The organism is Streptomyces katrae, from assembly GCF_002028425.1.
GTDB lineage: Bacteria > Actinomycetota > Actinomycetes > Streptomycetales > Streptomycetaceae > Streptomyces > Streptomyces katrae_A.
Window position 1 is genome coordinate 177,576 of record NZ_CP020044.1, and the last position, 25,219, is coordinate 202,794.

The 25,219-nt window shown below is 69.0% G+C and carries 19 protein-coding genes; 9 read left to right on the forward strand and 10 right to left on the reverse strand.

Annotated elements, in window-relative coordinates; translation table 11 throughout:
* Nucleotides 1-162 precede the first annotated feature (162 nt).
* From B4U46_RS35850 to B4U46_RS35870, 5 genes are all read left to right on the forward strand, one after another.
* The gene (locus tag B4U46_RS35850; protein WP_237293461.1) at nucleotides 163-1,296 is read left to right on the forward strand and encodes a sensor histidine kinase; all 1,134 of its coding nucleotides are present in this window, start codon (nucleotides 163-165) and stop codon (nucleotides 1,294-1,296) included.
* A 183-nt stretch (nucleotides 1,297-1,479) separates the two neighbouring features.
* Nucleotides 1,480-2,166: a VC0807 family protein gene (locus B4U46_RS35855; protein WP_079432451.1), complete on the forward strand. Its 687-nt coding sequence runs from the start codon at nucleotides 1,480-1,482 to the stop codon at nucleotides 2,164-2,166.
* Nucleotides 2,167-3,088: 922 nt separating this feature from the next.
* Entirely contained in the window at nucleotides 3,089-4,087 is a 999-nt protein-coding gene (locus B4U46_RS35860; protein WP_237293462.1) for a bifunctional DNA primase/polymerase, read from the forward strand.
* Entirely contained in the window at nucleotides 4,084-5,631 is a 1,548-nt protein-coding gene (locus tag B4U46_RS35865) for a DNA primase family protein (protein WP_079432452.1), read from the forward strand. The genes B4U46_RS35860 and B4U46_RS35865 overlap by 4 nt, the downstream gene beginning before the upstream one ends.
* A 211-nt stretch (nucleotides 5,632-5,842) precedes the next feature.
* A complete protein-coding gene (locus tag B4U46_RS35870) occupies nucleotides 5,843-6,226 on the forward strand; it encodes a DUF6009 family protein (protein ID WP_079432453.1) in 384 nt (127 codons plus the stop codon).
* Nucleotides 6,227-6,484: 258 nt separating this feature from the next.
* Here the strand turns inward: B4U46_RS35870 and B4U46_RS35875 are convergent, their stop codons facing one another.
* The 6 genes from B4U46_RS35875 to B4U46_RS35905 all read right to left on the reverse strand — a co-directional run bounded on the left by B4U46_RS35875 (nucleotide 6,485) and on the right by B4U46_RS35905 (nucleotide 13,550).
* A complete protein-coding gene (locus B4U46_RS35875; RefSeq protein WP_079432454.1) occupies nucleotides 6,485-7,171 on the reverse strand; it encodes a VC0807 family protein in 687 nt (228 codons plus the stop codon).
* A 152-nt stretch (nucleotides 7,172-7,323) separates the two neighbouring features.
* The gene (locus B4U46_RS35880) at nucleotides 7,324-7,977 is read right to left on the reverse strand and encodes a response regulator transcription factor (protein WP_079432455.1); all 654 of its coding nucleotides are present in this window, start codon (nucleotides 7,975-7,977) and stop codon (nucleotides 7,324-7,326) included.
* Nucleotides 7,941-9,974 (reverse strand): sensor histidine kinase, encoded by a 2,034-nt coding sequence (locus B4U46_RS35885; RefSeq protein ID WP_123996033.1) that lies wholly within the window; start codon nucleotides 9,972-9,974, stop codon nucleotides 7,941-7,943. The genes B4U46_RS35880 and B4U46_RS35885 overlap by 37 nt, the downstream gene beginning before the upstream one ends.
* Before the next feature lie 223 nt (nucleotides 9,975-10,197).
* The gene (locus tag B4U46_RS35890) at nucleotides 10,198-10,773 is read right to left on the reverse strand and encodes a DUF1707 SHOCT-like domain-containing protein (RefSeq protein WP_237293463.1); all 576 of its coding nucleotides are present in this window, start codon (nucleotides 10,771-10,773) and stop codon (nucleotides 10,198-10,200) included.
* 195 nt (nucleotides 10,774-10,968) lie between these two features.
* A complete protein-coding gene (locus B4U46_RS40150) occupies nucleotides 10,969-12,393 on the reverse strand; it encodes a ParB/RepB/Spo0J family partition protein (RefSeq protein WP_261340957.1) in 1,425 nt (474 codons plus the stop codon).
* A complete protein-coding gene (locus B4U46_RS35905; RefSeq protein ID WP_079432457.1) occupies nucleotides 12,390-13,550 on the reverse strand; it encodes a ParA family protein in 1,161 nt (386 codons plus the stop codon). Before B4U46_RS35905 ends, B4U46_RS40150 begins: the two co-directional genes overlap by 4 nt.
* Nucleotides 13,551-14,524: 974 nt before the next feature.
* Here B4U46_RS35905 and B4U46_RS35910 point away from each other — a divergent pair.
* Complete coding sequence (locus tag B4U46_RS35910) at nucleotides 14,525-15,235, forward strand: hypothetical protein (protein ID WP_079432458.1); 711 nt, start codon at nucleotides 14,525-14,527, stop codon at nucleotides 15,233-15,235.
* 54 nt (nucleotides 15,236-15,289) lie between these two features.
* Complete coding sequence (locus tag B4U46_RS35915; protein WP_079432459.1) at nucleotides 15,290-15,706, forward strand: hypothetical protein; 417 nt, start codon at nucleotides 15,290-15,292, stop codon at nucleotides 15,704-15,706.
* Nucleotides 15,707-16,473: 767 nt separating this feature from the next.
* On the opposite strand, the gene B4U46_RS35925 is transcribed toward B4U46_RS35915, so the two are convergent.
* From B4U46_RS35925 to B4U46_RS39795, 3 genes are all read right to left on the reverse strand, one after another.
* Nucleotides 16,474-17,397 carry a D-alanyl-D-alanine carboxypeptidase family protein gene (locus B4U46_RS35925; protein WP_079432472.1) on the reverse strand — a complete coding sequence of 308 codons (924 nt, stop codon included), beginning with the start codon at nucleotides 17,395-17,397 and terminating at the stop codon, nucleotides 16,474-16,476.
* Nucleotides 17,398-17,579: 182 nt separating this feature from the next.
* Nucleotides 17,580-19,118 (reverse strand): FG-GAP-like repeat-containing protein, encoded by a 1,539-nt coding sequence (locus B4U46_RS35930; RefSeq protein ID WP_079432461.1) that lies wholly within the window; start codon nucleotides 19,116-19,118, stop codon nucleotides 17,580-17,582.
* A 245-nt stretch (nucleotides 19,119-19,363) separates the two neighbouring features.
* The gene (locus B4U46_RS39795) at nucleotides 19,364-19,891 is read right to left on the reverse strand and encodes a hypothetical protein (protein ID WP_237293465.1); all 528 of its coding nucleotides are present in this window, start codon (nucleotides 19,889-19,891) and stop codon (nucleotides 19,364-19,366) included.
* 492 nt (nucleotides 19,892-20,383) lie between these two features.
* Here B4U46_RS39795 and B4U46_RS35940 point away from each other — a divergent pair, with 492 nt between their 5' ends.
* Both B4U46_RS35940 and B4U46_RS35945 read left to right on the forward strand, forming a co-directional pair.
* Nucleotides 20,384-23,809, forward strand: a complete 3,426-nt coding sequence (locus B4U46_RS35940; protein WP_159402164.1) for an ALF repeat-containing protein — start codon at nucleotides 20,384-20,386, stop codon at nucleotides 23,807-23,809.
* Nucleotides 23,810-23,826: 17 nt separating this feature from the next.
* Nucleotides 23,827-24,012, forward strand: a complete 186-nt coding sequence (locus B4U46_RS35945) for a hypothetical protein (RefSeq protein WP_079432463.1) — start codon at nucleotides 23,827-23,829, stop codon at nucleotides 24,010-24,012.
* Between the two features lie 410 nt (nucleotides 24,013-24,422).
* Here the strand turns inward: B4U46_RS35945 and B4U46_RS35950 are convergent.
* Nucleotides 24,423-25,219: ATP-binding protein (locus tag B4U46_RS35950; RefSeq protein ID WP_079432464.1), on the reverse strand; the 797-nt coding region annotated here is incomplete at its 5' end.

Consider the following 25,219-nt stretch of genomic DNA (forward strand, 5'->3'; position numbering starts at 1 on the left):
TGGAAGATGCTCAGTCTCCGCTGGTCCGGATCGTCAGCGAGCCGGAGGAGACTCTCCGCGGAGCCCGCTGCCCGATCAGGCCCGGAAAACGCCGCCCAGCTCTCCAGGGCCGAAGAGGCGATACCCGCGCCCACCCTCGCACGGTCGATCACCGTCGTGGCCGTGACCTGCTACGCCGTGATCTCGCTGCTCAACGTCCGCGCCTCAAACGACTCCGGCCCCGTCTTCCTCGCCTGCTGCTCCTGCCTGGCCGCCCTGTTCGTCCTCCAGCTCAAGCACTCGGCACCCGGCGCCCGCCTGGCCTCCCGCCGCTCGCGCCTGCTCACCCTCTCCGCGCAGGCCCTCATGACCTACCTGCCGCTGACGCTGTTCGGCTGGGAGTGGGGCGGCATGGCCGGCTTCCTCGCCGCCTCCGTCCTGCTGCTCACCCCGGTACGGGTCGGCTGGATCCTCTACGCCGCGATCACGCTCAGCATGGTCGGCTACCCGGTCATCCTGGGCATGGGCGTCAACGACACCGCGTACTTCGCCATCGCCACCGCGCTCACCGGCCTCGTCGTCTACGGCCTGTCCACCCTGTCCCGGCTGATCGTCGCGCTGCACGCCGCCCGCGCCGAACTCGCGCGCGTGGCCGTCTCCAACGAGCGGCTGCGCTTCGCCCAGGACCTCCACGACCTCCTCGGCTACAGCCTGTCCGCGATCACCCTCAAGTCCGAGCTGACGGCCCGCCTGATCAACGCCTCCCCGGAACGGGCCCAGGAGGAGGTGGCCGGCGTACTGGACCTGTCCCGCCAGGCCCTCGCCGACGTCCGCACGGTCGCCAGCGGCTACCGGGACATGACGCTGAGCGCCGAGGCCCGTTCGGCCCGCGCCATCCTGACCGCCGCGGACATCACCGCCGACGTCGACGTCACGGCCACCACGGGCCTGCTCGACCCCGACGTCGACACCGTGCTCGCCACGGTCCTGCGCGAGGGCATCACCAACGCGCTGCGCCACAGCAAGATGCGGCACTGCTCGATCCGCGCCACCGTCGACGACGACCACGTGTCGCTGTGCCTGGTCAACGACGGAGTCGGCGGTGAGCCCCAGGCGGTCGCGGCGGACTCCGGCAACGGCCTGGGCAACCTGCGCCTGCGCCTGGCCGCCGTGGGCGGCCGGATGACCTCCCACATCGACGACAAGGGCTTCTTCCGCCTCACCGCGACGGCCCCCCGCGTCCCGGAAGCCACGGACAAGGCCCCCTCCCCCATTCCGGCTCCCCGCGTCACCCGCAGGAGCGGCGCCGCCGTCTGACGGCCCTTCCAGCCCCTCTCCACCCCCACGCGCCCCCTGGCCGTGGGGGTGGAGTTTTCTGCACTGCAGGTGTGCTCACAGCTCCATTCCGGCGCCCTGGGTCCGGCCCGTAGTTTCGTGTTCAGAAGGCGGGCCACACGGTCCGGACAGGGACCAGGCCACGGGCAAGGGAGTCAGACGGTGATGACGGCGGAGCAGGAGCAGACCGAACAGCAGCAGACCGCGGCGAAGGCCGACACGAAGGCCGAGAAGAAGGGCAAGGGCAAGGACCCGAAGGCGGATCTGATCCGGACCGCGTTCATGGAGGTCGGCGTCCCCCTCGGCCTCTACTACGGCCTGCGCGGAGCCGGCCTGGGCCAGTGGCTGTCCCTGTTCATCAGCGGCGCCCTGCCCCTGGCCCAGCTCGTCTACAAGATGGCCACCGAACGCCGCGTCTCGGCCGTCACCCTCTTCACCCTGAGCATCATGGCCGCCGGCACCGCCATCACACTCCTCACCGGTGACGCCCGCCTCCTCCTCGCCCGCGAGAGCTATCTCACCGGCCTGCTCGGCCTGTGGATGATCGCCACCCTCTTCGCCAAGCGGCCCTTCATGTTCACCACCATGACCAAGATGCTGCCCGAAGAGACCGCCCGGACCTGGCACGCCAACTGGAACAACCACGCACGCTTCCGCAACGTCATGCGCTGGATGTCCCTCGCCTGGGGCGCCGCCTTCCTCATCGACTCCGCCGCCCGCATCCTCATGGCCTACACCCTCCCCGTCGACCTCGTCCCCGTCCTCTCCGTCATCCTCCTCATCGGCATGCTCATGACCGTTGTCAAGATCAGCAAGACCTACGGACGCCGCATGATGGCCGAACTCACCTGACACACCACACACACAACGAAGTGGGCCGCCCCCCTCGCGGGGACGGCCCACTTCGGCGTATCCGTACCCGTCCCCCCGGGACGACTTGACATTGTTCGGACCCTTTGAGGACCGGTACTCCTTCAGACCCTCCCCGCTCCCGGACAGGGTCTGAAGCCCTTGGGCCCCGAAACACCCCCCGGACACCACTCCCGGCCCGTCGAGACCACGGCGCACCGTTCGGTCCCTCGGTCCCTGCCCCTTTCAGTCCCTCTACGTTTCCGCAGGTCAGAGCAGTTTCAGTACCCAGAACAGGGACTGAAGGGACTCAATTTCCACTGTTCTAGCCTTTACGTGCGTGCGTGTATGCGCGGGCGTAAGAAGCTACATGTGCATTATTCGCGTCATAACTGGGAAGTTGAGTCCCTTCAGTCCCTCTGAATCGAGCCCCAGCCCGCTGACCTGCAGGTTCGTCAGTGACTGAAGCGACAGGGACCGAACTGTGCCCGACGGCGGTTCCGCCCCTGTCCCGAGGGGAGTCGGGGTCCCGGGCAGAGGGGCCCCAGGCTCCGCCCCCTCCCCTCAGTCCCTGCCTCCCGGCGGCAACCGCCCGGAGGGACCGAACCCGACCCCCTCACGGGGACCGCCCTCCACCCGGGGACCCAAGGGACTCAAGGGACTGAGAAAACGAAACGGTCAAGCGTCCTGCGCCACTCCGGCGTGTCGCTGCGTTAGGGTCAGGCATTGTGAAACTTTGGTCCCTTCAGTCCCTGAACAGGGGTTCAGGGGGCCGGTATCCCACCATCCCGGGACAACCGAACCATCAGCTCTGACAGCCGAGGGAAGACACGTGCCAGCCCGCAGCGCATCGCCGTCACCAGCGGCAGCCGAGGCAGGCCGGGAACTCGAGGTCGCCCTCTGGCTGGCGTCCCGGGGACTGCCCGTGCATCCCCTCGCCCCGGGGTCCAAGACCCCGGCGGCCAACTGCATACGCTGCAGGGAGGAACCCCACGCCCCGTCGGGCTGCCCCTGCCCGGCGAACGGGCTGTGGTGCCACGGCTTCCACGCCGCCACCACCGACACCGGCCTCATCAGGGACTGGTGGCGCAGGCAGCCCCGCTTCGGCGTCGGGGTCTCGTGCGGCCCCGCCGGCCTCGTCGTCCTCGACGTCGACACCCACCCAGCCCCGCTGCCCGACCGCCGGCGGCTCCTGCCGGGCATCGACATCGATGACCGCGTCGACCTCACCGGCCTGAGCACCGGCTACGACACCCTCGCGCTCCTCGCCGCACACCGGGGGCGGCCCGACCCCGCCCTGGACGAGACCACCCTGCGCGTCCGCACACCCACCGGAGGCCTGCACATCTGGTACCGCGCCCCCCTGGGGAGCCCGCCCATCCGCTCCTCCAGCGGGACCGGCACCCGTACCGCCCTCGCCTGGCAGGTCGACGTACGCGCCACCGGCGGGTACATCGTCGCGCCCGGCACCCGGACGGCCGACGGCGCCTACGAGGCCCTGCCCGGGGCCCGTACCCCCGCACCGCTGCCGCTGTGGCTGCACGCCGAACTCGCCCGTACCGGCCACCACCCCACGACCCCCGCGCCCACCCCGGTACCCGCTCCCGTGTCCCGGGTCCGGCGGGCCTCGCCGCCCGGCCGGGCCGGCGCCGCCCACCGCATCCTCGGGCCCCTCCTGGACGAGGTCCGGGGCTGCGCCGGCGCGCCGTCGGGGACGGCCTTCACCGACAAGCTCAACCGCGCGGCCTTCACCGCCGGCGGCCTCGCCGCCGCGGGCCACATCACCCTGCCCGAGTGCGCCACCCTCCTCACCGAGGCCGCGCACACGGCACGCCCCGCCCAACCGCGCCGCAACCAACTCGTCATCGACTCCGCGCTCCGCGCCGGCAGCCACCGCCCCATCCATCCCGAGGGACGCTCATGAGCAGCGAAGGAAGCACCGGCTTCGACGCGCACGCCGCCGCGGAGCAGCTCGCGGTCTTCGCCGCCGAGCCCCGCGCGACCGCCAAGCTGCCCGCCCAGCAGGTCTCCACTCCCCCGGCGGGCAGCAGGCCCGACGACTTCGTCCAGTCCGGCCTGCTGGTCAACCTGACCGACCGCGGCAACGCCAAGCTCTTCGCCCACCTGCACAACCACCGCTTCCGCCATGTCGAGGGCCTCGGCTGGTACGTGTGGGACGAGTACCGGTGGAAGCGCACAGGAGGCGAGAAGGCGGCGATCTGGGCGGCCGGCGACATGGCCGAGGAGATGCCGCTCCACGACCCCAGGGGCCACTTCACCGACCGTGAACTCGTCCAGCACCGCAAGCGGGCCATGTCGACCTCCGGGGTCAAGGCCATGCTCGCGCAGGCCAAGGCCTCACCCGAACTGGCCCTGGACCCCGACACCCTCGACGGCGACAAGTACGCCCTGTGCACCCCCGCCGGCGTCGTCGACCTGCGCACGGGCGAGCTCCACAAGCCGGACCCGCTCAGGGACCTCCACTCCCGTGCGACCTACCTCGCGCCCGAGGCCAGCCCCACGCCCCGCTTCGCCCGGTTCCTGACGGAGACCTTCGGCGACGACGACAAGGGCAAGGAGATGATCAACTTCGTTCATCTCCTGCTCGGCTACTCCATCACCGGCGACGTCGGCGGCCAGGTCCTGCCCTTCCTCTACGGCATCGGCGCCAACGGCAAGTCCGCCCTCATGGACATCGTCATCAAGATCCTGGGCGACTACGCCGACGTGGCGCCGCCCGGCTTCCTGATGGAGCGGGGCAAGTTCAACGAGCACTCCACCGAGCTGACCGAGCTCCACGGCCGCCGCCTGTTCGTCTGCAGCGAGCTCAAACCGCACGACAAGTTCGACGAGGCCCGCGTCAAGCTCCTCACCGGAGGGGACCGCCTCAAGGCGCGCCGCATGCGGCAGGACTACTTCAGCTTCGAACCCACCCACAAGCTGTGGCTGCTCGGCAACCACCGCCCCGAGGTCGGGACCGGCGGCCACGCCTTCTGGCGCCGCATCCGCCTGATCCCGTTCGACAAGGTGGTCCCGGACCACCGCAAGATCGACAACCTTGCGGAGGAGCTCGTCAGCCACGAGGGGGCCGGCATCCTCCACTGGATGATCCAGGGCGCCATGTCCTACCTCCGGACCAAACCGTCCCTCGGCGGCCCCGCCGTCGTGCGCACCGCGACCCAGGCCTACGCCACCACCGAGGACCACATCGGACGCTTCCTCGCCGAGTGCTGCACCACCGGGGACGGCTCCGAGGAGCCCCGCGACCTGAAGGTCGAACAAGGCGCGCTCTACCGCACCTATAGCAACTGGTGCCAAGATGACGAGGGGCTACGGCCCGCGACCACCCGCGCCTTCGCAACACGCATCCGTGCCGAGGTCGGCATTTCCTCACCCAGCGAGATGCTCCGTTCCAACGGCGCCAAGTTCTATCCCGGTCTTGCCCTGCTCGCCGACGAATCCGGATGAGAGCACGGTGCGATCGGACCGTTCCGGGTGTCAACCCGCTCGGTCCTACTGTCTGGTACACCACTTTGCCGCCTACCATGCGTCTACAGCGAACGAGTCAGTCACGGGCCGTTACCCGGCGTACCGCCCATGCGCGTGTGTGTCGCCCGGTAGCGTGGGCAGTCAGTTCGAAGAGCACGGCGTGCACCCAACCCGAGGAGGGGCGAAAGCCATGAGCTCGCTACTGCAGGCAAGCGACCTCACCCACGAGGACAGGGTGGTGTGGCTGGAGGATCCCGCCGGACTCGACTACGTACGCCAGGCCCTCGACAAGACCCCGCGCAGGCGCGGCAAGCCCCGCTACTACCGGGACGGCCGCATGGTGGGGTTCGCCGAGCTCTGCGACACCTCGGAGGCCGACCCCGACAGCGGCCTGCAGAAGCGCCGCGTGTTCTACCTGCTGCCGCACGACCGCGACGCGGAACCCGACGGCCTCTACCGTGCCGGCGCCCCCGGCGAGGCCGTGGACCCCCGCACGATCGAGCCGCGGCGCGTGGGCATGAAGACCGAGCGCTCGCAGCGGGGATCCGCCTCCGCCGCGCGTACCGTCGCCTGATTCCGGAATTCGGTCCCTCCAGTCCCTGAATACCAATGGCTGGTACGAAGCGATCATTCTCGTCCGCGATCTTCGGATACACCGACAGGGCTGCCGGGAATCCAAGGCCAAAGATCACGAAATCGCGTGGTCGCCTACCGAAAGGCCGGTGGAAAGGTCATATCGTTACCTGCCGCAACCATCAGGGATTTCCGTCCGGACGTCGAAGTGGGCCGTCCCCGCGAGGGGGGCGGCCCACTTCGTTGTGTGTGTGGTGTGTCAGGTGAGTTCGGCCATCATGCGGCGTCCGTAGGTCTTGCTGATCTTGACGACGGTCATGAGCATGCCGATGAGGAGGATGACGGAGAGGACGGGGACGAGGTCGACGGGGAGGGTGTAGGCCATGAGGATGCGGGCGGCGGAGTCGATGAGGAAGGCGGCGCCCCAGGCGAGGGACATCCAGCGCATGACGTTGCGGAAGCGTGCGTGGTTGTTCCAGTTGGCGTGCCAGGTCCGGGCGGTCTCTTCGGGCAGCATCTTGGTCATGGTGGTGAACATGAAGGGCCGCTTGGCGAAGAGGGTGGCGATCATCCACAGGCCGAGCAGGCCGGTGAGATAGCTCTCGCGGGCGAGGAGGAGGCGGGCGTCACCGGTGAGGAGTGTGATGGCGGTGCCGGCGGCCATGATGCTCAGGGTGAAGAGGGTGACGGCCGAGACGCGGCGTTCGGTGGCCATCTTGTAGACGAGCTGGGCCAGGGGCAGGGCGCCGCTGATGAACAGGGACAGCCACTGGCCCAGGCCGGCTCCGCGCAGGCCGTAGTAGAGGCCGAGGGGGACGCCGACCTCCATGAACGCGGTCCGGATCAGATCCGCCTTCGGGTCCTTGCCCTTGCCCTTCTTCTCGGCCTTCGTGTTGGCCTTCGCCGCGGTCTGCTGCTGTTCGGTCTGCTCCTGCTCCGCCGTCATCACCGTCTGACTCCCTTGCCCGTGGCCTGGTCCCTGTCCGGACCGTGTGGCCCGCCTTCTGAACACGAAACTACGGGCCGGACCCAGGGCGCCGGAATGGAGCTGTGAGCACACCTGCAGTGCAGAAAACTCCACCCCCTGGCGATCGCCCCTCAGTTCTGCGGGGCGTTCAGATACGCAAGCACCGCCAGGACCCTCCGGTTGTCGCTGTTGTCCTGCGTCAGCTCCAGCTTGGTGAAGATGCTCGCCGAATGCTTGCTGACGGCGCTGTCGCTCAGGTGCAGCTCCTGCGCGATCCCCGCGTTGGACCTCCCCTCCGCCATCAGCTCCAGCACCTGGAGCTCACGCTCGGTCAACGAACTCAACGGCCCGCTGTGCTCGCCCCGCGCCACCAGCTTGGAGATCACCTCGGGGTCCATCGCCGTCCCGCCGCCCGCCACGCGGCGCAGCGCGTCGACGAACTCCTCGTCGCTGAAGACGCGGTCCTTGAGCAGGTACCCGATCCCGCCCCGCCCGTCGGCCAGCAGTTCGCGCGCGTACAGCTGCTCCACGTGCTGCGACAGCACCAGCACGGGCAGCCCCGGAATCTCCCGGCGGGCCGCCAGCGCCGCCTGCAGCCCCTCGTCGGTGAACGTGGGCGGCAGCCGCACGTCGACCACGGCGATGTCCGGCCGGTGCCGCGTCAACGCCCGCGACAGCTCCGGTCCGTTGTCGACGGCCGCGACGACCTCGAACTCGTACGACTCCAGCAGCCGCACCATTCCCTCCCTCAGGAGGAACTGGTCCTCGGCGAGGACAACACGCATGGCAGCTCCATGGTCACAAGTGTCGGGCCGCCCACCGGGCTGCTCACGAACAGATCTCCGTCGAATGTACCCAGCCGGCGGCGCACGCCCGCGAGGCCCGTGCCCTTGGCCGTATCGGCCCCGCCCCGGCCGTCGTCGCCCACCGTCATCCGCAGCACCCCGTCGGAGTGCCGCAGGTCGATGCGCACCCGGGAGGCCCCGGAATGCTTGGCGGCGTTCGCGAGCACCTCGCACACCGCGAAGTACGCGCACGCCTCCACCGGAGCCTCGAGGCGGCCGGGAACGTCCACCGTCACCTCGACGTCCAGCGGGTAGTCCAGCGCCACCGCGCGGACCGCGTCGCCCACGCCCCGCTCCGCGAGGACCGGCGGGTGGATGCCCCGCACCAGGTCCCGCAGCTGGGCCAGGGCCGTCGACGACTGCCGGCGGGCCTCGGCCACCAGCTCGCGCAGCTCCGGAGCCTCCTCCCCCAGCCGCCGCTCCACCACCCGCAGTGTCATCCCGATCGCCACCAGCGTCACCTGGGCCCCGTCGTGCAGGTCCCGTTCGATGCGGCGGAGTTCGGCGGCCTGCACCCCGGTGGCGTCCGCCCGGGTCTCCGTCAGCCGCTCCACGCGCCGGGCCAGCTGCGCGTGCCGGGTCGGCCGCAGCAGCAGCAGCGCGAAGCGGGCGTGTGCCCGCAGCGCGTACGGTGCCACCCACGACACCGCCGCCACCAGCACCGCGCCCACCGCGACCGCCGCCCACGGGACGCCCGCGAGGGCTCCGCCCACCGGCAGCCGGCGCAGCGCCGCGTCCCAGAAGCTGTACGGGCCCGTCCCGTCCGCCACCAGGTCCAGCACCCCGGGCACGACGAGCCCGAAGACCGAGAACCCCACGACGACCAGCGGCACCGCCAGCAGCACGGCGGCCACGAACGGATTGACCGCCGACCACAGCAGGTCCCGCCACACCGCCGGATCACCCGAGGTGTGGCGCATCAGCTGCAACTGCCGCACCAGGTAGGGGGTGCGGTACAGCCGCCGCCCGTACTGGTAGTAGCCGTCCGCCCCGCGTCGCACCGGCTCCGGAGCGGGCAGATAGGGCGCCTGGATCTCCACACCCAGCCAGTCGCCGGCGAGCCGCCGGCTCAGCACGACGAAGCGGCGGGCGAACCCCACGGCCTTCGGGAAGAGCAGCACCAGCCCGGTGCACACCCCGACCACCAGCGCCACCACCTGGACGACGGCCAGCACCGCGCCGGCTGCCGACAGCAGCGAAAGGAAGGCCCCGGCGCCCAGCATCCGCAGACGCCGGCCCAGCGCACCCCCGTCGGACACCACCGCCGGCGCGACCCGGCGGGCCAGCAGCAGCCGCGTCCAACACCCGTGCACCCACAGCACCAGCGGCCCGACCGTCAGCCCCGTCGCGAGCGACACCAGCCCGACCCCGGCCACCACCACCGCACCGGCCCACGCCGTCCCCGGCAGGCCGACACCGCCGGCCGCCCGGCACAGGGCCGCGACCACCGCGTACAGACCACCGGCCACCAACGCCCCGGGCAGCGAAGCCAACGGAACCCCGACGAACGGGTCGAACAGCAGGAAGGCCAGGTCCCGTCTCGTCGCCGGATCCCGCCGCACCTGCCGCACCCGCCTGCGGCGCACCGCCGAGCCGTACGAGGCGTACAGCTGCCTGCCGTCGCGGTACAGCCCGCTGTCACGCTGCCGGGGTTCCGGCGGCTCGGGCAGGTAGGGATCGTCGACGGGCACCTCCGACCACCGCCCGGCCAGCTCGCGCCGCAACCGGGGCAGACGCCGGAACAGGTCCAGCGCACCCACCGCGCCGACACCCACCGCGACCGCGGCCGGCAGCAGGGCCAGCAGCCCCAGCAGACCCAAGGCCGCGAGCGCCGCGCCGCGCAGCGGCACCATCACGTGCGCCCGCAGGGTTGTCAGGACGCCGACCGCTCCGGTCGGCGCCTCACGTCGTAGTTCCCGGGAGTTCGGAGCGAGCACCGGCCCAGTTTCCCACGGCCCGTTCGAGCGCCGATCGTGCCGATCTCGTGCGGGGTGCAGTTTTCACCACCCCACCTGTACTCCGAACTCCATCCCCGGCGGCGCCCGCGATCCGTACCGTTGTCACCACAGGGCGCCCGGTCGACTCCCCCGCCGACCGGCCGCCCGAACCCGAGGCCCTCTCGTGCCTTCCCCCGTCGCGGGAGGGCCTCGGTGAGCACTCCTACCGGCGGGCCCGCTTGATCCGGATCCACCCGGAGCGCGGGTGGCCGACGACCGTCAGCACCGGTGCCGTCGGATCCACCGGCCCGTCCGCCCGGTTGGCGACGCGCGCCGTGTTCGTGCTCGCCGGGTCGATCCGCACCTCCCACCCGTCCGGCACCACGACCTGGACCGTCCCCATCCCGCACGAGGCCTCCAGGGTCACCTCACGGTGCGCGCAGGTGGCCGCTGTGAAGTCGATCAGGATGTTCAGCATCCCGCACTCGGCCACGATCCGCGGAGGGACCACCCAGGCCCCCGACTGCCGGATAGCCGTCAGGTGCGTCTTGAGCACCAGCGTCCCGTCCCCGGGCCAGCCACCGTCCGCAGGCAGGTCCGCGAGCAGACCCTCCAGTTCCGCATACGTCTTCGACGCGTACGTCTGCTCCAGCCGCTCCTCCAACTCGGCCAGATCGAGCCGCCCCTCCCCCGCGGCCACGCGCAACCGCTCCGCGACCGCGTCCCGATCCCCGTCCGCCGCCCTGATGGCCGCCCGGCCTTCGGCGTCCGCCGGTTCCTGTCCTTGTGATTCAGTCATACCCACATCCAACAACGCCCCCGTCAGCGTTTCCCTAGGCCGACCCCGCTCCCGCCCCGAGCCGACTTTTGTCCGCGGACAAAAGTCGGCGAACGCCCCCTCCCCTCCCCTGCCTCCCTCTCCCCCCACCCACAGGAACGGCCCGACTTTTGTCCGCGGACAAAAGTCGGGCCGTCGCCACGGAGGGACCGGCACTCAGCGGTGCCCGGTCCGGCCGTTGCTGTCGATCAGGAGCATGGTCAGCTCCGCGCGCTGCTTCGGCGGCATGTTCTGGCGGATCGCCTCGAAGACCGCCTGCGGGTCGCTCCACGACACCGGACCCGTCTCCAGCCGAGTCGCTTGAACCGGAATCACCGTCTCCGGCTCATCCGCCGTGGCCGCAGCGGCCGCCTCCGACGTCCGCACCCCCTCGGCGAACCGGTCCCGGCTCCCGCCCGCACCCGCACCCGCCTCAACGACGGCACCCGCACCCGGCCCGGCCACCGCATGCGCACCCGGCCCGGCGACGGCACCCGCACCCGCACCCGCACCCGCACCCGCACCCGCACCCGCACCCGCACCCGCCTCAACGACGGCACCCGCCCCCGGCCCGGCCACCGCATGCGCACCCGGCCCGGCGACGGCACCCGCACCCGCACCCGCACCCGCACCCGCACCCGCACCCGCACCCGGACCCGGCTCCGCACCCCCCGCCGACGCCGTCCCCGCCCCCCGACTTTTGTCCGCGGACAAAAGTCGGGGCTGCGGCGCCCCTTCCTCCGGCCCACCCGGGCCCGGCACATCGTCCGCCGCCGCGACCCGCACCGGAGCCACCTCGCGCACCTCGAGGGCCTCGCGCAGCACCTCCCGCTGCGCGGCCTTCACCTCGGCCTCCTGCGCCTTGCTCTCCCGAAGGAGGTCCAGCAGGGCGGCCCCGTCGGCCCCCGGACGGTCCTTCGCGGCGCGCGCCAGAAGACGCCCGTCACGCTCCGGCATCTCCCCCGAGCTGAGCATGCGCTGGATCTCCTCGGGCAGCTCCAGCAGCACCAGCTGATTGGTGACCCACGACGGAGACTTGCCCAGCCGCTCCGCCGCACGCGACTTCGCCCCGTGCTCCCGGCCCTGCTCCGCGCACGAGTCGACCAGCTGCCGCACACCCCGCGCGCGCTCGATCACGTCGAAGTCCTCGCGTTCGAGGTTCTCCGCGAGCAGGTGGTCGATGAAGTCCGTACGGGAGCCCGCCAGGTCGTCGCGGACGACGAAGTCCAGGGACTCCAACCCCACATGCAGCGCGCTGCGGAATCGCCGCTCCCCGTTGATGAGGACGTACGCGGCCGCACCGATCCGGCCCTCATGGTCCGGCCAGAGCGCCAGATACGCGCCCCGACTGACCACGACACACGCCGACAGCTGCGCCTGCCGCAGCTCCTCACCGAAGCGGGCCTTCTCCTCGTCCGTGCCGAAGTTCCGGCGGGGATTGAGGGGAGTGGGACAGACCTGGTCGAGGGGGACGCGGATCAGCTCGTACGCCGGCACGTCGCCCTGCGCGACGGCCTTCGCCCGCCCGCGCTCGCTCCGGCCTGCGGTCCGGCGCGCGTTGCTGAAGGCCGCGCCGGTGCCGAGGAGGTCACTCTTGCTCATGCCGCGATCCTCCGGGCGATCTCACGCATGGCCTCGGCCTGCTCGCACTCCGGCGCGTAGTGCAGGAGGGGCAGCTTGACGCGGACGGCCTCGCGCTGCTCCTTCAGATCGGCGATGACGGTGATGACCGGCGGATCGCCGAACTCCTTCCAGCTGTTGAGGGAGGAGGTGACGACGTAGCCCTTGCGGCTGTCGTACAGGTTGACCACGAACCCGAGCTCCGCGATCTCGATACCGAGGTCGTCGACGAGGTCCTCCAGCTGCTCGCTGAGCATGTCGTACGCGTCTGCGGAGGTGTCCTCAGCCTGCACGGGGATGATCAGGCCCGACGTCTTGGCGGCCTCGCCCTCACGGGTGCGCGCGTAGTAGAGGGCGGTGTCCATGGTGTAGCCGAGGCTCGGCGGGCAGTCGACCACGATGTAGTCGAACTCCTTCTCCAGCTCCTCCAGGGCCTTCTCCAGAGCGGTCTCCTTGGTCCGGACGTGACGGGTCGTGGCCAGCCGGGCGTCGAGGAGGAAGGCGTCCTTGCAGGAGGGCAGCAGGAAGAGGCGGCCCGCGAACACCCCGTGCTCGATCGGGACGAGCAGGTCGCGGATCCGGCCGTCGATCTCACCGAGCATGTGCTTGGCCAGACTGGGCTCCTTGATGCCGAGCATCCCGGCACCCAGGTGACGCGTCAGGTGCCCCTGCGGGTCGAAGTCGATCACGCACACGCGGGCACCGGTCTCGGCGAGGGCCTGGGAAAGGCCGTTGCTGATGGCGCTCTTGCCCACACCGCCCTTCTGATTGCAGACCACGATCCGGCGGGCACCCTCGTGAGCGGGACGACGGCGGCCGGCCGGGGAGGGATGGGTGTCGAGCCAGAGGCGGATGGACTGGGCCAGGCCCTGGTTGTACGGGACCTCCCGCGCCCGGCAGTCCTCCTTGAAGTCCCCGTACAGCCCGGTGGGCAGGTACGTCGAGAAGGAGGAGGCCCCCGCGGTGTCGACGGCCGTCGCCGCGGACGTGTCGGCCCGCCAGGCGTGGACGCCCTCGGTCACGGCGTCCTGGATGTCCACGCCCAACTGCGCTGCGCGGACCTTGAGTTCCTGCCGCAGGGTGGCCGGCAGCTTGGCGACTACCTTTTCCCTGACTTCCGGATCGTATGGAGCGGTCATGCGGGTACCTTACTAACCGCAGGGGAGGAAAGCGAAGAGGCCCGCCCCGTCATGTCGCCCGGATTTGCCAGACGTTGCCCGTGATGCCCCACGACAACTTCGCCGTCGGGGTTCTCGTACGCACTCACCCGCGGACCGTACGTCCCAGGGGCCAGCCCCTGGACCCCGCCAGCGCCTGGCCGCGCTGGACCGGCCTTGGCATGGGGGGCTGCTCGCCCCCCAGACCCCCTCGCCAGGCGCTCAGGCGCCCTGGACCCGCTCCCCCTCACGCCCTGCCCCGGCTCCCTGACGGTCGCCGGTGCACCCCTCGGGCGCTGGGCGCCCTCACTGGGCATGAGGGCCAGGCACAAGGGGGGGCTGATGCCGGACGGACCTGAGGAGGGGGAGCCGGGGCATCACTGTCGGCTGCGGCAGCCAGTCGCCGAACGTGCGTCGGCTGAGGTTGCAAGGGGCCGGGGTTCCGAGAGCCTGGACAAGCCAACACCCGGGGCGGCCACCCCACAAGACGGGGCACAGCCACAACCACCCACGCGCCGAGGCAGCTTGACGGTTGCTCTTTTAGTAAGAGGCCGCCGCGATTTTAAGCCTCTGACCTGCGGTTTTGTCCGAGGTGATGTGTCCCCCAGGACACATTCCGGCCCCTGAAATGTGTACCTGGCGAGCACATTTCGCGAAAAACTCAAGCACTGCTTGATTTTTCCCAGCCCCGCACCCGCCCGCCAACACCGCAGGTCAGGGCGGTGCACCCAGATCCATGCTGTATACACATACGTATCGCCATCACGGCACCCGAAATCAACCTGACGTGGACTTCTGTCGCGCGGCGACCCGAAAACTCCACCCACCGTGTACTTCTGGCGCCGCGTTCGAACGCCCCCGTCCAGAGGTGCCCTCCGGCGCGCCGCGGCAGCAAAAGACAAGCAGCAGTTGATTTTTTGGATACCCTCGGACCGCCTGAGTAACAAGGAGGTCCTGTGACATCTGATCCGCCCGCCCGTCGCCGGCGCGGGCCCCGGCCCGTACCCGCCCCCACCGAGGGGGGCAGCGAAGCCGAATTCGGAGACATCCTGGCGGTCCTCGGCGAGCAGCTCGGCGAGAAGGTCGCCGAGGCCGCCGAAGCCGCCGACCCCGCAGGACGCCGACGGCTCAAGGGGGTCCACTTCGAGTACGCGGCGGACCCCAGGTCCGTCCACGACATGGCCGGGGACGCCGGCTACAGCCTGGCCAGCAACTGGTTCACCCAGCTGCTGGCCCAACTCGCCGTGGCCAACAGCATCACCAAGTCCCAGCTCTGCGTGTTCCTCTTCGTGGCCGGCGGGCAGGTGCCGGGCACCGGCATCGCCCAGTACACGCAGCAGGAGATCACCGACGGGCTGAACACCATCGCCGCTCGCAAGGGCGGCAAGATGATCACGCGTTCCACCGTCAACCGCGCCATCCAGGCGCTGTGCGGCTACAACTGGGTGGAGAAGGCCGGAAACGGCCGCATCCAGATCAACGTGCGGCTGTGGTTCCACGGCAACAGCACGGCACAGCACGACGTACTCGCGGAGATCGCCGACCGGCACGACCACGACGCCGAGACGTTTCCGTACGCGGTGGGCCCGCAAGCAGCCCACCAGGAGGAGCTCGACCTCGGGTTCGAGGCCGAGGAGGACTTTCGCCGAAGGAGGCGTACCGGGTGATAGTGCTGCTGCCAGGCCCCGCTACGGGTACCTGTTCACGAGGAAGGCTCTCCCATGGCTAACGTCATGTCTCCCATCATCGCGGAGCGCATCTGGGCCCTGCCGCTGTCGGGGTCCGCGGTCAAGTTCCTCCAGTACCTGGTCTCGCGGAGCGACTTCGGAGGCGCGCTGCCGGTCCGGCAGAAGGACATGGCCGCCGAGTACGGGGTCACCCCCCAGGCCGTCAGCGGCCTCATGGCACCGCTCTGCGACCTGAACATCGTGCTGCGCCCACGCAGCGGGGAGCGCAACGGCAACTCCTACCGCCTCCACCCGCTCGCGGCGAAGTACGAGAACCCCCAGGACATGGACGCGGCGTTCCGCGTCACGCTGGCCCGCATCCAGGCGGGCGAGCTCCCCAATCTCCGACTCCCCGCCTACCAGCAGACCCCGCCCAGCCCCCAGGGTCCGCCGAAGCTCCAGGTGGCCTGACCCGACAAGACGGAAGGCCCTCCACCATGGTGGAGGGCCTTCCGCGCCTGAGTAACTTGGACCCCCACTATATCCGTCGACCCACCCCTCCGGACGCTTCCACCAGAACCCATCCCCCAAGCGGAATACTGCTACCCGCCCGAGCTGAAGAAGCTCACCCGCACTGCGACACAGGCGTCGAGGCCGGCGAAGACAGGAAAGCATCCGTCTGGGGAATGGGGCCGGAAGTCCACCCTCATGCGCCGTCCGGTCTCCTCCTTCCAGCTCTTCACCGAGTTCCGGTGCCGAGACGTCGGCCAGGCCGTCCACAGGCTGATCGTGCTGCCAGGCGGGTATCCCTCCCACTACGACGACGGGGATCCCGAGCATCAAGAAACCCCGTAGCCTTCCGGTACTGCGGGGCGGCCTGCTGCGGGTGGCCGTACTGCGGCGGTACGCCCTGCGGGGCCTGCTGCGGGTAACCAGGCCGGCCGTACGGGTCGTTCGGGTCGCCGAAGCTCATGGCGAGATCTTTCCGTTGTAGGTGAGCGGTGATGTGGGCCTCGAGTAGAGGAACAACACGTGCGTCATCTCGTCAGGCACTTGTTCATCGCTGGGACCTGCGCCGGGGGTCTACACCGCACTGACACCCACCTGGCGGGTGGCGGGAATCGAGCTCAGGACCGTCTCTGCCGGTCGAACCGATGAACTGCAGCAACCCGGCCTCGGCCGTGCCGGACCGCCCGCCACCGGGGGCACAGCCGAGGTCAAGCGCACCGCGACGGCCGTCAGTCGAGGACGTCGGGGATCGGTTCGGTGTTGCTGCGCTGGAGGGCGTTCTTGGAGCCGGTGGCCGGGCCGAGGGCCCAGTCCGACAGGGCCATGGAGTCCATGTAGCGCTCTTCGTCGTTCAGCAGGACACCGATGACGGTCTTGCCGTTGCGGGTGACGGAGAAGACGAGGCACTTGCCGGAAGCGGTGGTGGTGCCGGTCTTGACACCGATCGCCCCCGGGTAGCCGTATCCGGTCGGACGCGGCTGGACCAGGAGATTGGTGTTGCTCCAGCTGCCCACGGTCGCGGTGCCGCCGGTGCTGTACGTGGTGGTCTTCACCAGGGTCTGGAACAGCGGGTCGGCCATCGCCTGCCGCGTGAGCTTCGCGAGATCACGCGGGCTGGTCAGGTTCTTCCCGGTCGGCGAGATGCCGTCGAAGGAGTCGAAGACGGTGTCGGCCATGCCCAGCTCCTTCGCCTTGGCGTTCATCGTGGCGATGAAGTCCGCCGTCCGGGCCGCCATGGTCGTACCGGAGCCGAAGGTGTCCGCGAGGGCGTACGCGGCATCGCAGCCCGACGGCAGCATCATCCCGTACAGCAACTGACGGACCGTCGGGGTCGCCCCCGCCTTCAGCTGGGCCGAGCTCGCTCCCTGGACGTAGACGTAGTCCAGGTACTCCTGCTTGACCGTGACCTTCTGGTCGAGGTTGAGGCCCGGCAGGGAGGTGACCACCATAGCGGTCATGATCTTTGTGGTGCTCGCCATCGGCCGCTTGGTGTCGGCGTCCTTGGCCATGAGCGTGGCCCCGTTGGTGCCGTCGATCACGATGGCGCCGGCCGCTGTGAGCGTTGGTGCGGGCGCGGCCTGGGCGGGAGCCGTGACGGTGAGCAGGGCGCCGGCGGTGATGGTCACTGCGAGCGCGCCCTTGGCGCGCCGCATCAGGTTGGAGATCACTTCAGTCCTTGATTGTGTGGAAGAACGCCGGGTGGGAGGCGCCACGGAGGCGCCTCCCACCCGGGAGGTCGCAAGGTGTGTGCGAATAGGACGGCCGTCCCGTCGCCGCTTAGCCACTGCCGCACTGCCGGGAGTGTCCCGATTACATGTGACGGCGGGTCTGTGCGTCAGAGCTGGACGCCTACGCCCTCGAAGGTGCCGTTGCCCCTTCCGCGGTGGAAGGACATCTTGTTGCCCTTCCAACTGACGATGTCGATCTTGCCGTCGCCGTCGACGTCCCCGGTGACGATCTTCAGGTCGGTCCAGGTGCCTGCCGCGGCAAGACCGCCGGAGTCCAGGGTCCCGGCGGCGTTGCCGGTCCAGCGGACCAGGGCGCCGTTCTCCCAGACGCCTACGACGTCGTCACGGCCGTCGCCGTTGAAGTCGCCGGTGCCCAGGATGATGACGCTCTGGAACGAGGTGTCGGGCCAGATCTTCTTGCCGCCGTTGAAGTCGAGCTGACCGTTCGTGCCGACCTTGTAGGCGTACAGATCGCCGTTGGGGCGGGTCGCCAGGACCCCGTCCTTCGCACTCGAGGGGTCGAGCTTGTACCGCGTGAGGTGCTTGAGCTGCGCCCAGGTGGCGTTCTGGGGGCTGAGCACGGTTGCGAGGCTGAAGGTGCCGTCGCCCTTGCCAGCATGCAGCTGGATGCGGTCGCTCTCCCAGACGGCGGCGATGTCCCGCTTGCCGTCGCCGTTGAAGTCACCGGCGAAGATCCGCTGGACCGTCTTCCACACGCCCGGCGTTCCGACGGCAGTCGGGTTCGGCTCGAACGTGCCCTCGGCGCGGCCTCGGTAGACCTGAAGGGTGCCGTTCTTGTCGACGGCGGCCAGGTCGGCCTTACCGTCCCCGTTGAAGTCCGCCAGCGCACGTTGGTCGGTCAGGTTGCTGGTGTCGGGACCCGGCACGGTGACGTTGTCCTTGACCCACTGCCCGAGGTCGTCGACGCGCACAGCACGGGCGCCCCTGCGCGTCTCACCTTCGGGGCCACCGAGGCAGGAGCCGAGCCAGGACCCGGTGGTCAAGGCAACCAGCTCGTGCCGGCCAGCGTTGTCCCGCGTGATCGGGCCGCCCGCATCGCCCTGGCAGATCGCCGAGTCACCAGAGGGCTGGAGATCGACGACCCCGTCAGCGGTGGTGGCCGTGACGCTGAACTGGCCACTGTTCAGCAGCCCCGGAACCCAGCTGCTCGCGGTGCGCCCGAAACCGGCGCTATACAAGGCCTGCCCGGCGGCGGGCGCCTGCCCGGACAGCAGCGCCGGGGCGACATTGGAGACCGGCGCGCTCAGCTTCAGCAGGGCGACGTTGCGCTCCGGATGGACAACCACATCGGTGGCCTCGACAACGGCACCGGTAGTGCCCGCATTCAGATCGGCACGGCCGACGGTGACGGTGGTCCTGGCCTGGATCTTGCCACTGACAGGCCGCTCGCTGGTGGCCGAAACGCAGTTGGCCGCCGTAAGTACGTAGCTCTTGTCGACCAGGACACCCGAGCACCCCTTGATCTGGTCACCGAAGACGATGTTCGCGGCGAAGGGGCGACTTCCATCGGTGACCGGTGCGCCGGACAAGGAGGAGGCGGGAGTTGCGGTGAGCACGATCGCGGTGGCCGCAGCGACTGCGGCGGCGGCCGCGACCCGCGGGTGACGGGAAGAGTGGGAGGGCATCACAGAGTGTCTTTCGGGAGAGTGCGTGCGTGGTTTGTCTAGTCGCGGTGGTTGAAGATGTGCGGACAGGACCGAAGGCGGTGACCCATCAGCGGGTGACGCGGAGTCCGATGAGGGCGTGATGGCGCGCGATTGCGCCCGGTATTACGACACGGGTCGTCCTACATCGCCCTCGTTGCCGTACACATCTGGTGCTGGACAATGGTCGCTAGGAGACGCCTTCGGCGATCCGGCGTACGCGGTCTTCAGCCGGTGACGCGCAGGCTTACGAGGACAGAGCGCTTGGCACCCGACGGGATGTCACCTTCGCCCACAGGCTTGAAATCGTCCTGAGGCACGTCGATCGTCTTCGTCTGCCCCTCGGCGGTCAGATCGGCGCTGATGGGGTGATCGGTGGTCTCCAGCGACGTGACACGGGGAAGCTCCAGCGTCACGAAGCCGGCCTTGCCCGTGGCCTTGAAGCAGTACAACCCAGATCGGCCGGTGGTTGCATCGGAGACAGTCCTCACCCTGATCTGGGGGATAGCCGTGTTGCAATCGTCAAGCAGGAGGTGACCGTCACCCTTGATTAGCTTGATTCCTTTTTCGCTAAGAATCTTTGCTGCATTCGGGTATGAGAAATCTTCGGCGGCAAGTGGTGGGGCGTCGGCCGTGGCGATGGTGGCGGTGTGTGCTTCTGGGGGAGAAATGGCTGAGGCGATGGCCGGAAAGCCGATTACCGCCGCAGCGCAAGCGGCTCCACCGATGATTGCGCTTCGAATGAGCGGGGACATTGGCACCCTTTCTCGGGGATTGGCTGGTTGGACGCTTCGCCGCTGTGTGGCAGGCGAGAGGTCCTCATTCTTGGGCAGAGTAGCGCCCTGACCTGGCAGTTCGTCAACCTCTAAAAGAATCGTGCGGTAGCGCGCAATTGGTCAAAATATGGACAGACGGTAAGTTTTCCTAGTGTTGCGCGTGATGGGTCGGAATTGGAGCAAGCTATTCCGGATCGATGTGCGTGGCCGATTCTCGCTGCCTTGAAATGCGCCCCGGTGTGCGGGTTGCGGTCCCTTTTCGCCGCGAGTTAGGCATCGCTGGCCGAAAGATATGGGTTGAAATAAAGGGAGACCCCCTAGCTATGATCATCAGATTGGGATCTTGTAGCTGGCAGCTCTGGGAGCTGTCGGCCGGTGAGGTGAGGGACCTTGATACGAAGAGGACTACCGATGCTTGCGGTCGGGAAGACCGTGCCTACATTTCGCACCCTAGGGTTGAGCCTGCTGCCGATGAGCATGGTGGTCGGACTGCTCGGTGCGGCTCCGGCTGGAGCGGTCGAGAGCGGCGCGCGGGTCGTCGAGGCGACTGACCGCGGCCGCGCTCTCGATCTTTGGAAGACGGGCGGTCCCGGTCTGAAGGCCGCTGCTGAGGTGGCCCTGACTGGCAGCGACTCAGACGTTCAGAGATTTCTGGACCGGGTGGCACCCGAAGCGGCCCAACAGGACAACCAGTTAGCCGCGACCCAGATCTCCAGCCTTGGTGGTCCAAAGCTGCAGGAAGCGGTGCGGAAGGCGCTGGCCGGCACTGACGAGGAGCTGCAGGCGTTCTTGAAGGACGGCTGGAAGTCTCCGCTGGACGAAGACCAGCGTCTGCGCGTGACGCAGATCATCAGTACTGCTGGGCCCGAGGTCAAGGAGGCGGGCCGGACTGCCCTCAACGGGAAGCCGGAGGACGTCAAAAGGTTCCTGGACCAAGACAGGTTCGTCAAGCAGGAGCAGGACGAGAGGCTGCAGCTGACCCAGATCTTGAGCACGGGCGGCACCAACGTTCGCAAGGCTGGGCGTCTTGCGCTTAACGGTTCTGCCGAGGACATTCGCGAGTTCCTCCAGGTGGGTCAGTACACGGCCCGCGCGCAAGACACTGAACTCGCCACAGTCGAACAGCTCGTCGAGCAGGCCACCGAGGCCGGTAGGCAGGCGGCGGCGGAGACTGAAGCCTCGAAGGCCGCTTCCGCCCTCGCGGTGAAGGCAGCCAAGGCCGCCAAGGAAGCAACGGAGAAGGCTGCGAGGGAGACCGAAAGCGCCAAGAGCGACTCCCTGCGCGCCGCCAGCGCAGCTCGCCGTGCTGCCGCGGCCGCACAGCAGGCGGCGAACGCCTCACAGCAGGCCATCAGCGCGGCCCGTGCCGCCAACAACGCTGCACGCATCGCCTCCAACGCGGCCAGCCAGGCAGCCTCGGCCGCCGCGGGCGCGGCCCGGTACGCCACGTACGCGCAGAACGCCGCCGCCCACGCCGTCACCAACGCGGCCGACGCCGATACGGCAAAGAAGGCGGCAGACGACGCGCGCAACGCGGCCAAGGGGGCTCGGGCCGCCGCCGCAGCCTCCGAGAAGGCAGGGGAGGCTGCCGACGCAGCGGGCGACGCGGCCCAGGCGGCGGCAGGCGCAGGCGCAGACGCAGACAGCGCTGCCAACTCTGCCGCCAGCGCCAACAGTTTCGCGGACCAGGCCGGAGCCCACTCTGATGAGGCAACCGCCGCGGCCGCCTCCGCCAAACGGCATGCCAAGGAAGCTACGCGTGCCGCGAACGCCGCCGTGGCACTGGCTCGCGAGTCTGCGGCAGCCGCCCGTGAATCCCGCTCGGCGGCCAACAGCGCTGCGGAACACGCTGAGAACGCGGCGAAGGCCGCAGATGATGCCGCTGCACACGCCGGCCAGGCCGCCGGAGCCGCCGACAAGGCGAAGCTCCACGCCGACGCCGCCAAGGCGGCCGCAGACGCTGCTACCGCAGCGGTCGCGAAGGCCAAGTCCGTCCACGACATCGCACGCAAGATCGAGGCGGAGGAACTTACCACCCGCACCAACGAGGGCATAGAGAAGGCCCGGGACCTCGCGGTCCGAGCCGAGCTGGCCAACAAGGAACAGGCGAACACCGCCCAGCAGGCCAAGGCGCTGGAGGTTGACGCTCAGGCGCTTACCACCGCAGCAGGCCGGCCGGGGGCCGACATGAAGGCCATCGCGGCCGACGGTCGCAAGCTTGCGCTTCGCACCCTCAAGTCCGGGCAGCCTTGGAGTCGAACCGCCGCTCAGGTCGTCCTCGCTGCGAACGACGCCGTTGTGGTCGGTTACGTCCGTACGGGTCGCGCCGCCGCGAAGCAGCAGGATATTCGCGCGAAGGTCGAAGACCTGGCCGCGGAGAACAACTCGGCGAAGGTCCGGGCAGCGGCGACGCAGGCCCTCACTGGCGACCAGGCGGCTCTCGACTCGTTCCTGACCACTGGCCAGTATCAGGCCATGGGCGAAGACCTCCGCCTCTACATCACCCAGGCCATCTCGACCGGCGGTCCCATCCTGAAGGAGCGGGGCCGGGCCGCATTGGACTCCGGAAACACCGACAACTACCGCGCCTTCCTCAACACCGGCCAGTTCGCCGCTCGCACCGAGGACGAACGCGTTCGAGCCACCCAGCTCCTGAGTCTCGACTGCCCCGACAACAGTTGCCCGGAGATCAAGGCGGCGGCACGCATCGCCCTGGAAGGCCCTCCGGACCTTCTGCACGCCTTCGTCGAGACGGAGCAGTACAAGGCGGCTCGTAAGGACGATCTGTCCTTGACCCACCACATTCGTATCCAGCAGCTGATCGCTGGCGCAGCGAGCGTCGCCGCTACCGCCCAGCAGAAGGCCGCCGAAGCGGGCGAGGCCGCTGCGACGGCTCGACAGGCGTCCGGGCAGGCGGCGGAGTACGCGCGTCACGCGCAGGCTTCGGCTGCTGAAGCCAAGAGCTACGCGGATCAGGCCACCAAGTCCGCCAAGGCCGCATCGGATTCCGCAGCCAAGGCTGCGGCGTCTGCGAAGGCAGCGCGACAGGCAGAGACGGAAGCCCAGCACGCCGCGGCCCGCGCCCTGAACTCGGCCGCACGGGCCCAGAGCTCTGCATTCCAGGCCAGTAGGTATGCCGAACGGGCGGCGGCGGCGGCCACTGAGGCCCGCGCGTCCGCCACCGCCGCCGGAAAGAGTGCGGAGGAAGCCGAGCAGGCTTCCGTAGACGCGCACGATGTCGCGGTTGCGAAGGAGCGGGCCGAACAGGAGGCCTACCGCCAGCAGCAGGAGTTCTGGAAGCAGTACACGAAGAACGATCCGGAGCCCTCCGAAGAGAACAGCTGGGTACCGGATTGGTTGAAGAACGCGGCTAGCACCACCGGTGCCTACCTCCAGGCAATCTTCAGTCAGCCGGACGTATGGATCGGGGCGGCAGAGACCGGCGGTGGCGCCGCGATGATGATCGGTGGTGCGGGAGGCGACGTCGCCGGTGGGGCAATCTGCCTAACTGGGGTCGGCTGCTTCGCTGGCGCCCCGGCAATCGCCGTGATGAGCGGCCTGATCGTCGGAGGCGCGTACACCGCAGGTGACGGTATTGAACGCTTCAGCAACGGGATCAACACAGCCCTGCGCGAGGCGGAGAACAAGAGCACGATCCACTCGACCGTACGCGGAGCCGATCGGGGCCTGGACGCCAACGACATCGTTAAGAACGCCGAACGCGTTCTCTACGATGAGAATGGAAACCAGGTGCACATCTGGAGCCAGGGGGATGGAACCAGCCACGTCGCGATCAGGGTTCCCGGCACTGGGAACATCAAGACGGTCCAAGTCTCAAAGGACGACTGGATCCAGAGGCAAATCGCCGCAGGCAGATGGTACGGCCTTCAGGGCTGAGAGAAAGCGAATGCAACGTGAGTCAGACTACTTACTCCTGCGCGATCTGCGCCGACACCCTCACGACGTCGGATCCGCAGTTCGTTCAGCTCACCGCCTCGCGGCCGGGCTGGGTCGAGATGCAACAGTTCTACGTGCATGCCTCCTGTCTGGCGCAGAAGCTCGACCCCGGGGTACCGCTCGGCGAACTGTTCGAACAGTAATCACCGCAAGACCATAAGCCGGCGGACGGCCATAGCACCGTGAGGAGCCCTTAGCCCGCAGCAGAAGCTCTGCTGCGGGCTCTCGGGCGTTCCGGACTTGTGGTTCGGGATCTGTACGGAGAACAGCTTTGTTCTGTTTGACGCCTTCGGTGCCGCCGTTGTGATGCGGCGGCGGAGCGCTTGTCGGTGACCGACGACGGGCTGGTGTCGTTGAGGGGGAGGGCGGTTGAGGTATCGGCTCCTTGGTGAACTGGGGTGTTGAAGGTTGTGTGAGAACGGCTTTTCGCGGGGTTGGCTGCTGCTTGACCTGTGGTTGTTCCGGGTTGGTTGAGAATCTTGTGGGTGTTGTAGATGGCGTCTGGGTCTAAAGGACCGAGGCGCCATTTCGAGTGTTCTTGGTGTTGTGCTGGTCAGTGGGCTGATTGGCGGTTCGGAGCGGGGTTTCGAGGCGGGTGTGTGGTTTCGGCGTGGTGGTCGAGGCGGATCGCGTCCAACGCTTGCTTGGTGATGCGTTCGGTGCCGTTGTGGATGGCGGTGGTGGCGGCTTGTCGGATGAGTCGGGTGAGGCTGCCGATGCGTCCGGCGGTGCGCTGGTGGAGGTAGGTGGCGTGGCGGGGGAGGGTACCGGGCCGGTGTTGTTCAAGGTCGAGGGCGGGTTCGAGGTCGGTGATGGTGTCGGTGAAGGGGTGTGTGTTGCCGAGGCGGGCGGGGAGTGGCCCGCACTCGATGAGTGAGGCCGTGCCTGCGAGCTGCGCGCCGCGGACGCCGGTGAACAGGGGCGTGTTTGTGACGTCGATGCCGGCGTACACGAAGGTTGCTGCGATGCGTTCGGTGAGGTCTTTGATGAGGTCGGCGGTTTCGGCGCCGGTGGTGGTGCGGGGGGTGACGCGGTGGATTTCGTCGATGAGGACGAGGCGGATGCCGGTCTGGTTGTAGGTGTGGCAGACGCTCTCGGTGATCTGGGTCTGGGTCATCCGGGCGGTGATGGGGATGCCGAGGTAGCGGGCGAACTCCGCCGCGAGCGTCTTCGCGGTCGCTCCGGGCGGGACCAGGACGTACGCGACGGGGACCTGGCGATCGGAGGGTCTGTGCGGTCGGTGTGAGGTGCGGGCGTGGGCGAGGTGGCAGGCGCGTCCGACGTGGAGAAGGGCAGTGGTCTTTCCCGCGGCGGCGGGGCCGGTGACGATCAGGGAGGGCCGGGCGGTGG

Coding starts and splice junctions, on each gene's coding strand:
- B4U46_RS35855 (WP_079432451.1), top strand. CDS start 1,480: ATGACGGCGGAGCAGGAGCAGACCGAACAGCAGCAGACCGCGGCGAAG.
- B4U46_RS35865 (WP_079432452.1), top strand. CDS start 4,084: ATGAGCAGCGAAGGAAGCACCGGCTTCGACGCGCACGCCGCCGCGGAG.
- B4U46_RS35870 (WP_079432453.1), top strand. CDS start 5,843: ATGAGCTCGCTACTGCAGGCAAGCGACCTCACCCACGAGGACAGGGTG.
- B4U46_RS35875 (WP_079432454.1), bottom strand. CDS start 7,171: ATGACGGCGGAGCAGGAGCAGACCGAACAGCAGCAGACCGCGGCGAAG.
- B4U46_RS35880 (WP_079432455.1), bottom strand. CDS start 7,977: ATGCGTGTTGTCCTCGCCGAGGACCAGTTCCTCCTGAGGGAGGGAATG.
- B4U46_RS35890 (WP_237293463.1), bottom strand. CDS start 10,773: ATGACTGAATCACAAGGACAGGAACCGGCGGACGCCGAAGGCCGGGCG.
- B4U46_RS40150 (WP_261340957.1), bottom strand. CDS start 12,393: ATGAGCAAGAGTGACCTCCTCGGCACCGGCGCGGCCTTCAGCAACGCG.
- B4U46_RS35905 (WP_079432457.1), bottom strand. CDS start 13,550: ATGACCGCTCCATACGATCCGGAAGTCAGGGAAAAGGTAGTCGCCAAG.
- B4U46_RS35915 (WP_079432459.1), top strand. CDS start 15,290: ATGGCTAACGTCATGTCTCCCATCATCGCGGAGCGCATCTGGGCCCTG.
- B4U46_RS35925 (WP_079432472.1), bottom strand. CDS start 17,397: ATGCGGCGCGCCAAGGGCGCGCTCGCAGTGACCATCACCGCCGGCGCC.
- B4U46_RS35930 (WP_079432461.1), bottom strand. CDS start 19,118: ATGCCCTCCCACTCTTCCCGTCACCCGCGGGTCGCGGCCGCCGCCGCA.
- B4U46_RS39795 (WP_237293465.1), bottom strand. CDS start 19,891: ATGTCCCCGCTCATTCGAAGCGCAATCATCGGTGGAGCCGCTTGCGCT.
- B4U46_RS35940 (WP_159402164.1), top strand. CDS start 20,384: ATGAGCATGGTGGTCGGACTGCTCGGTGCGGCTCCGGCTGGAGCGGTC.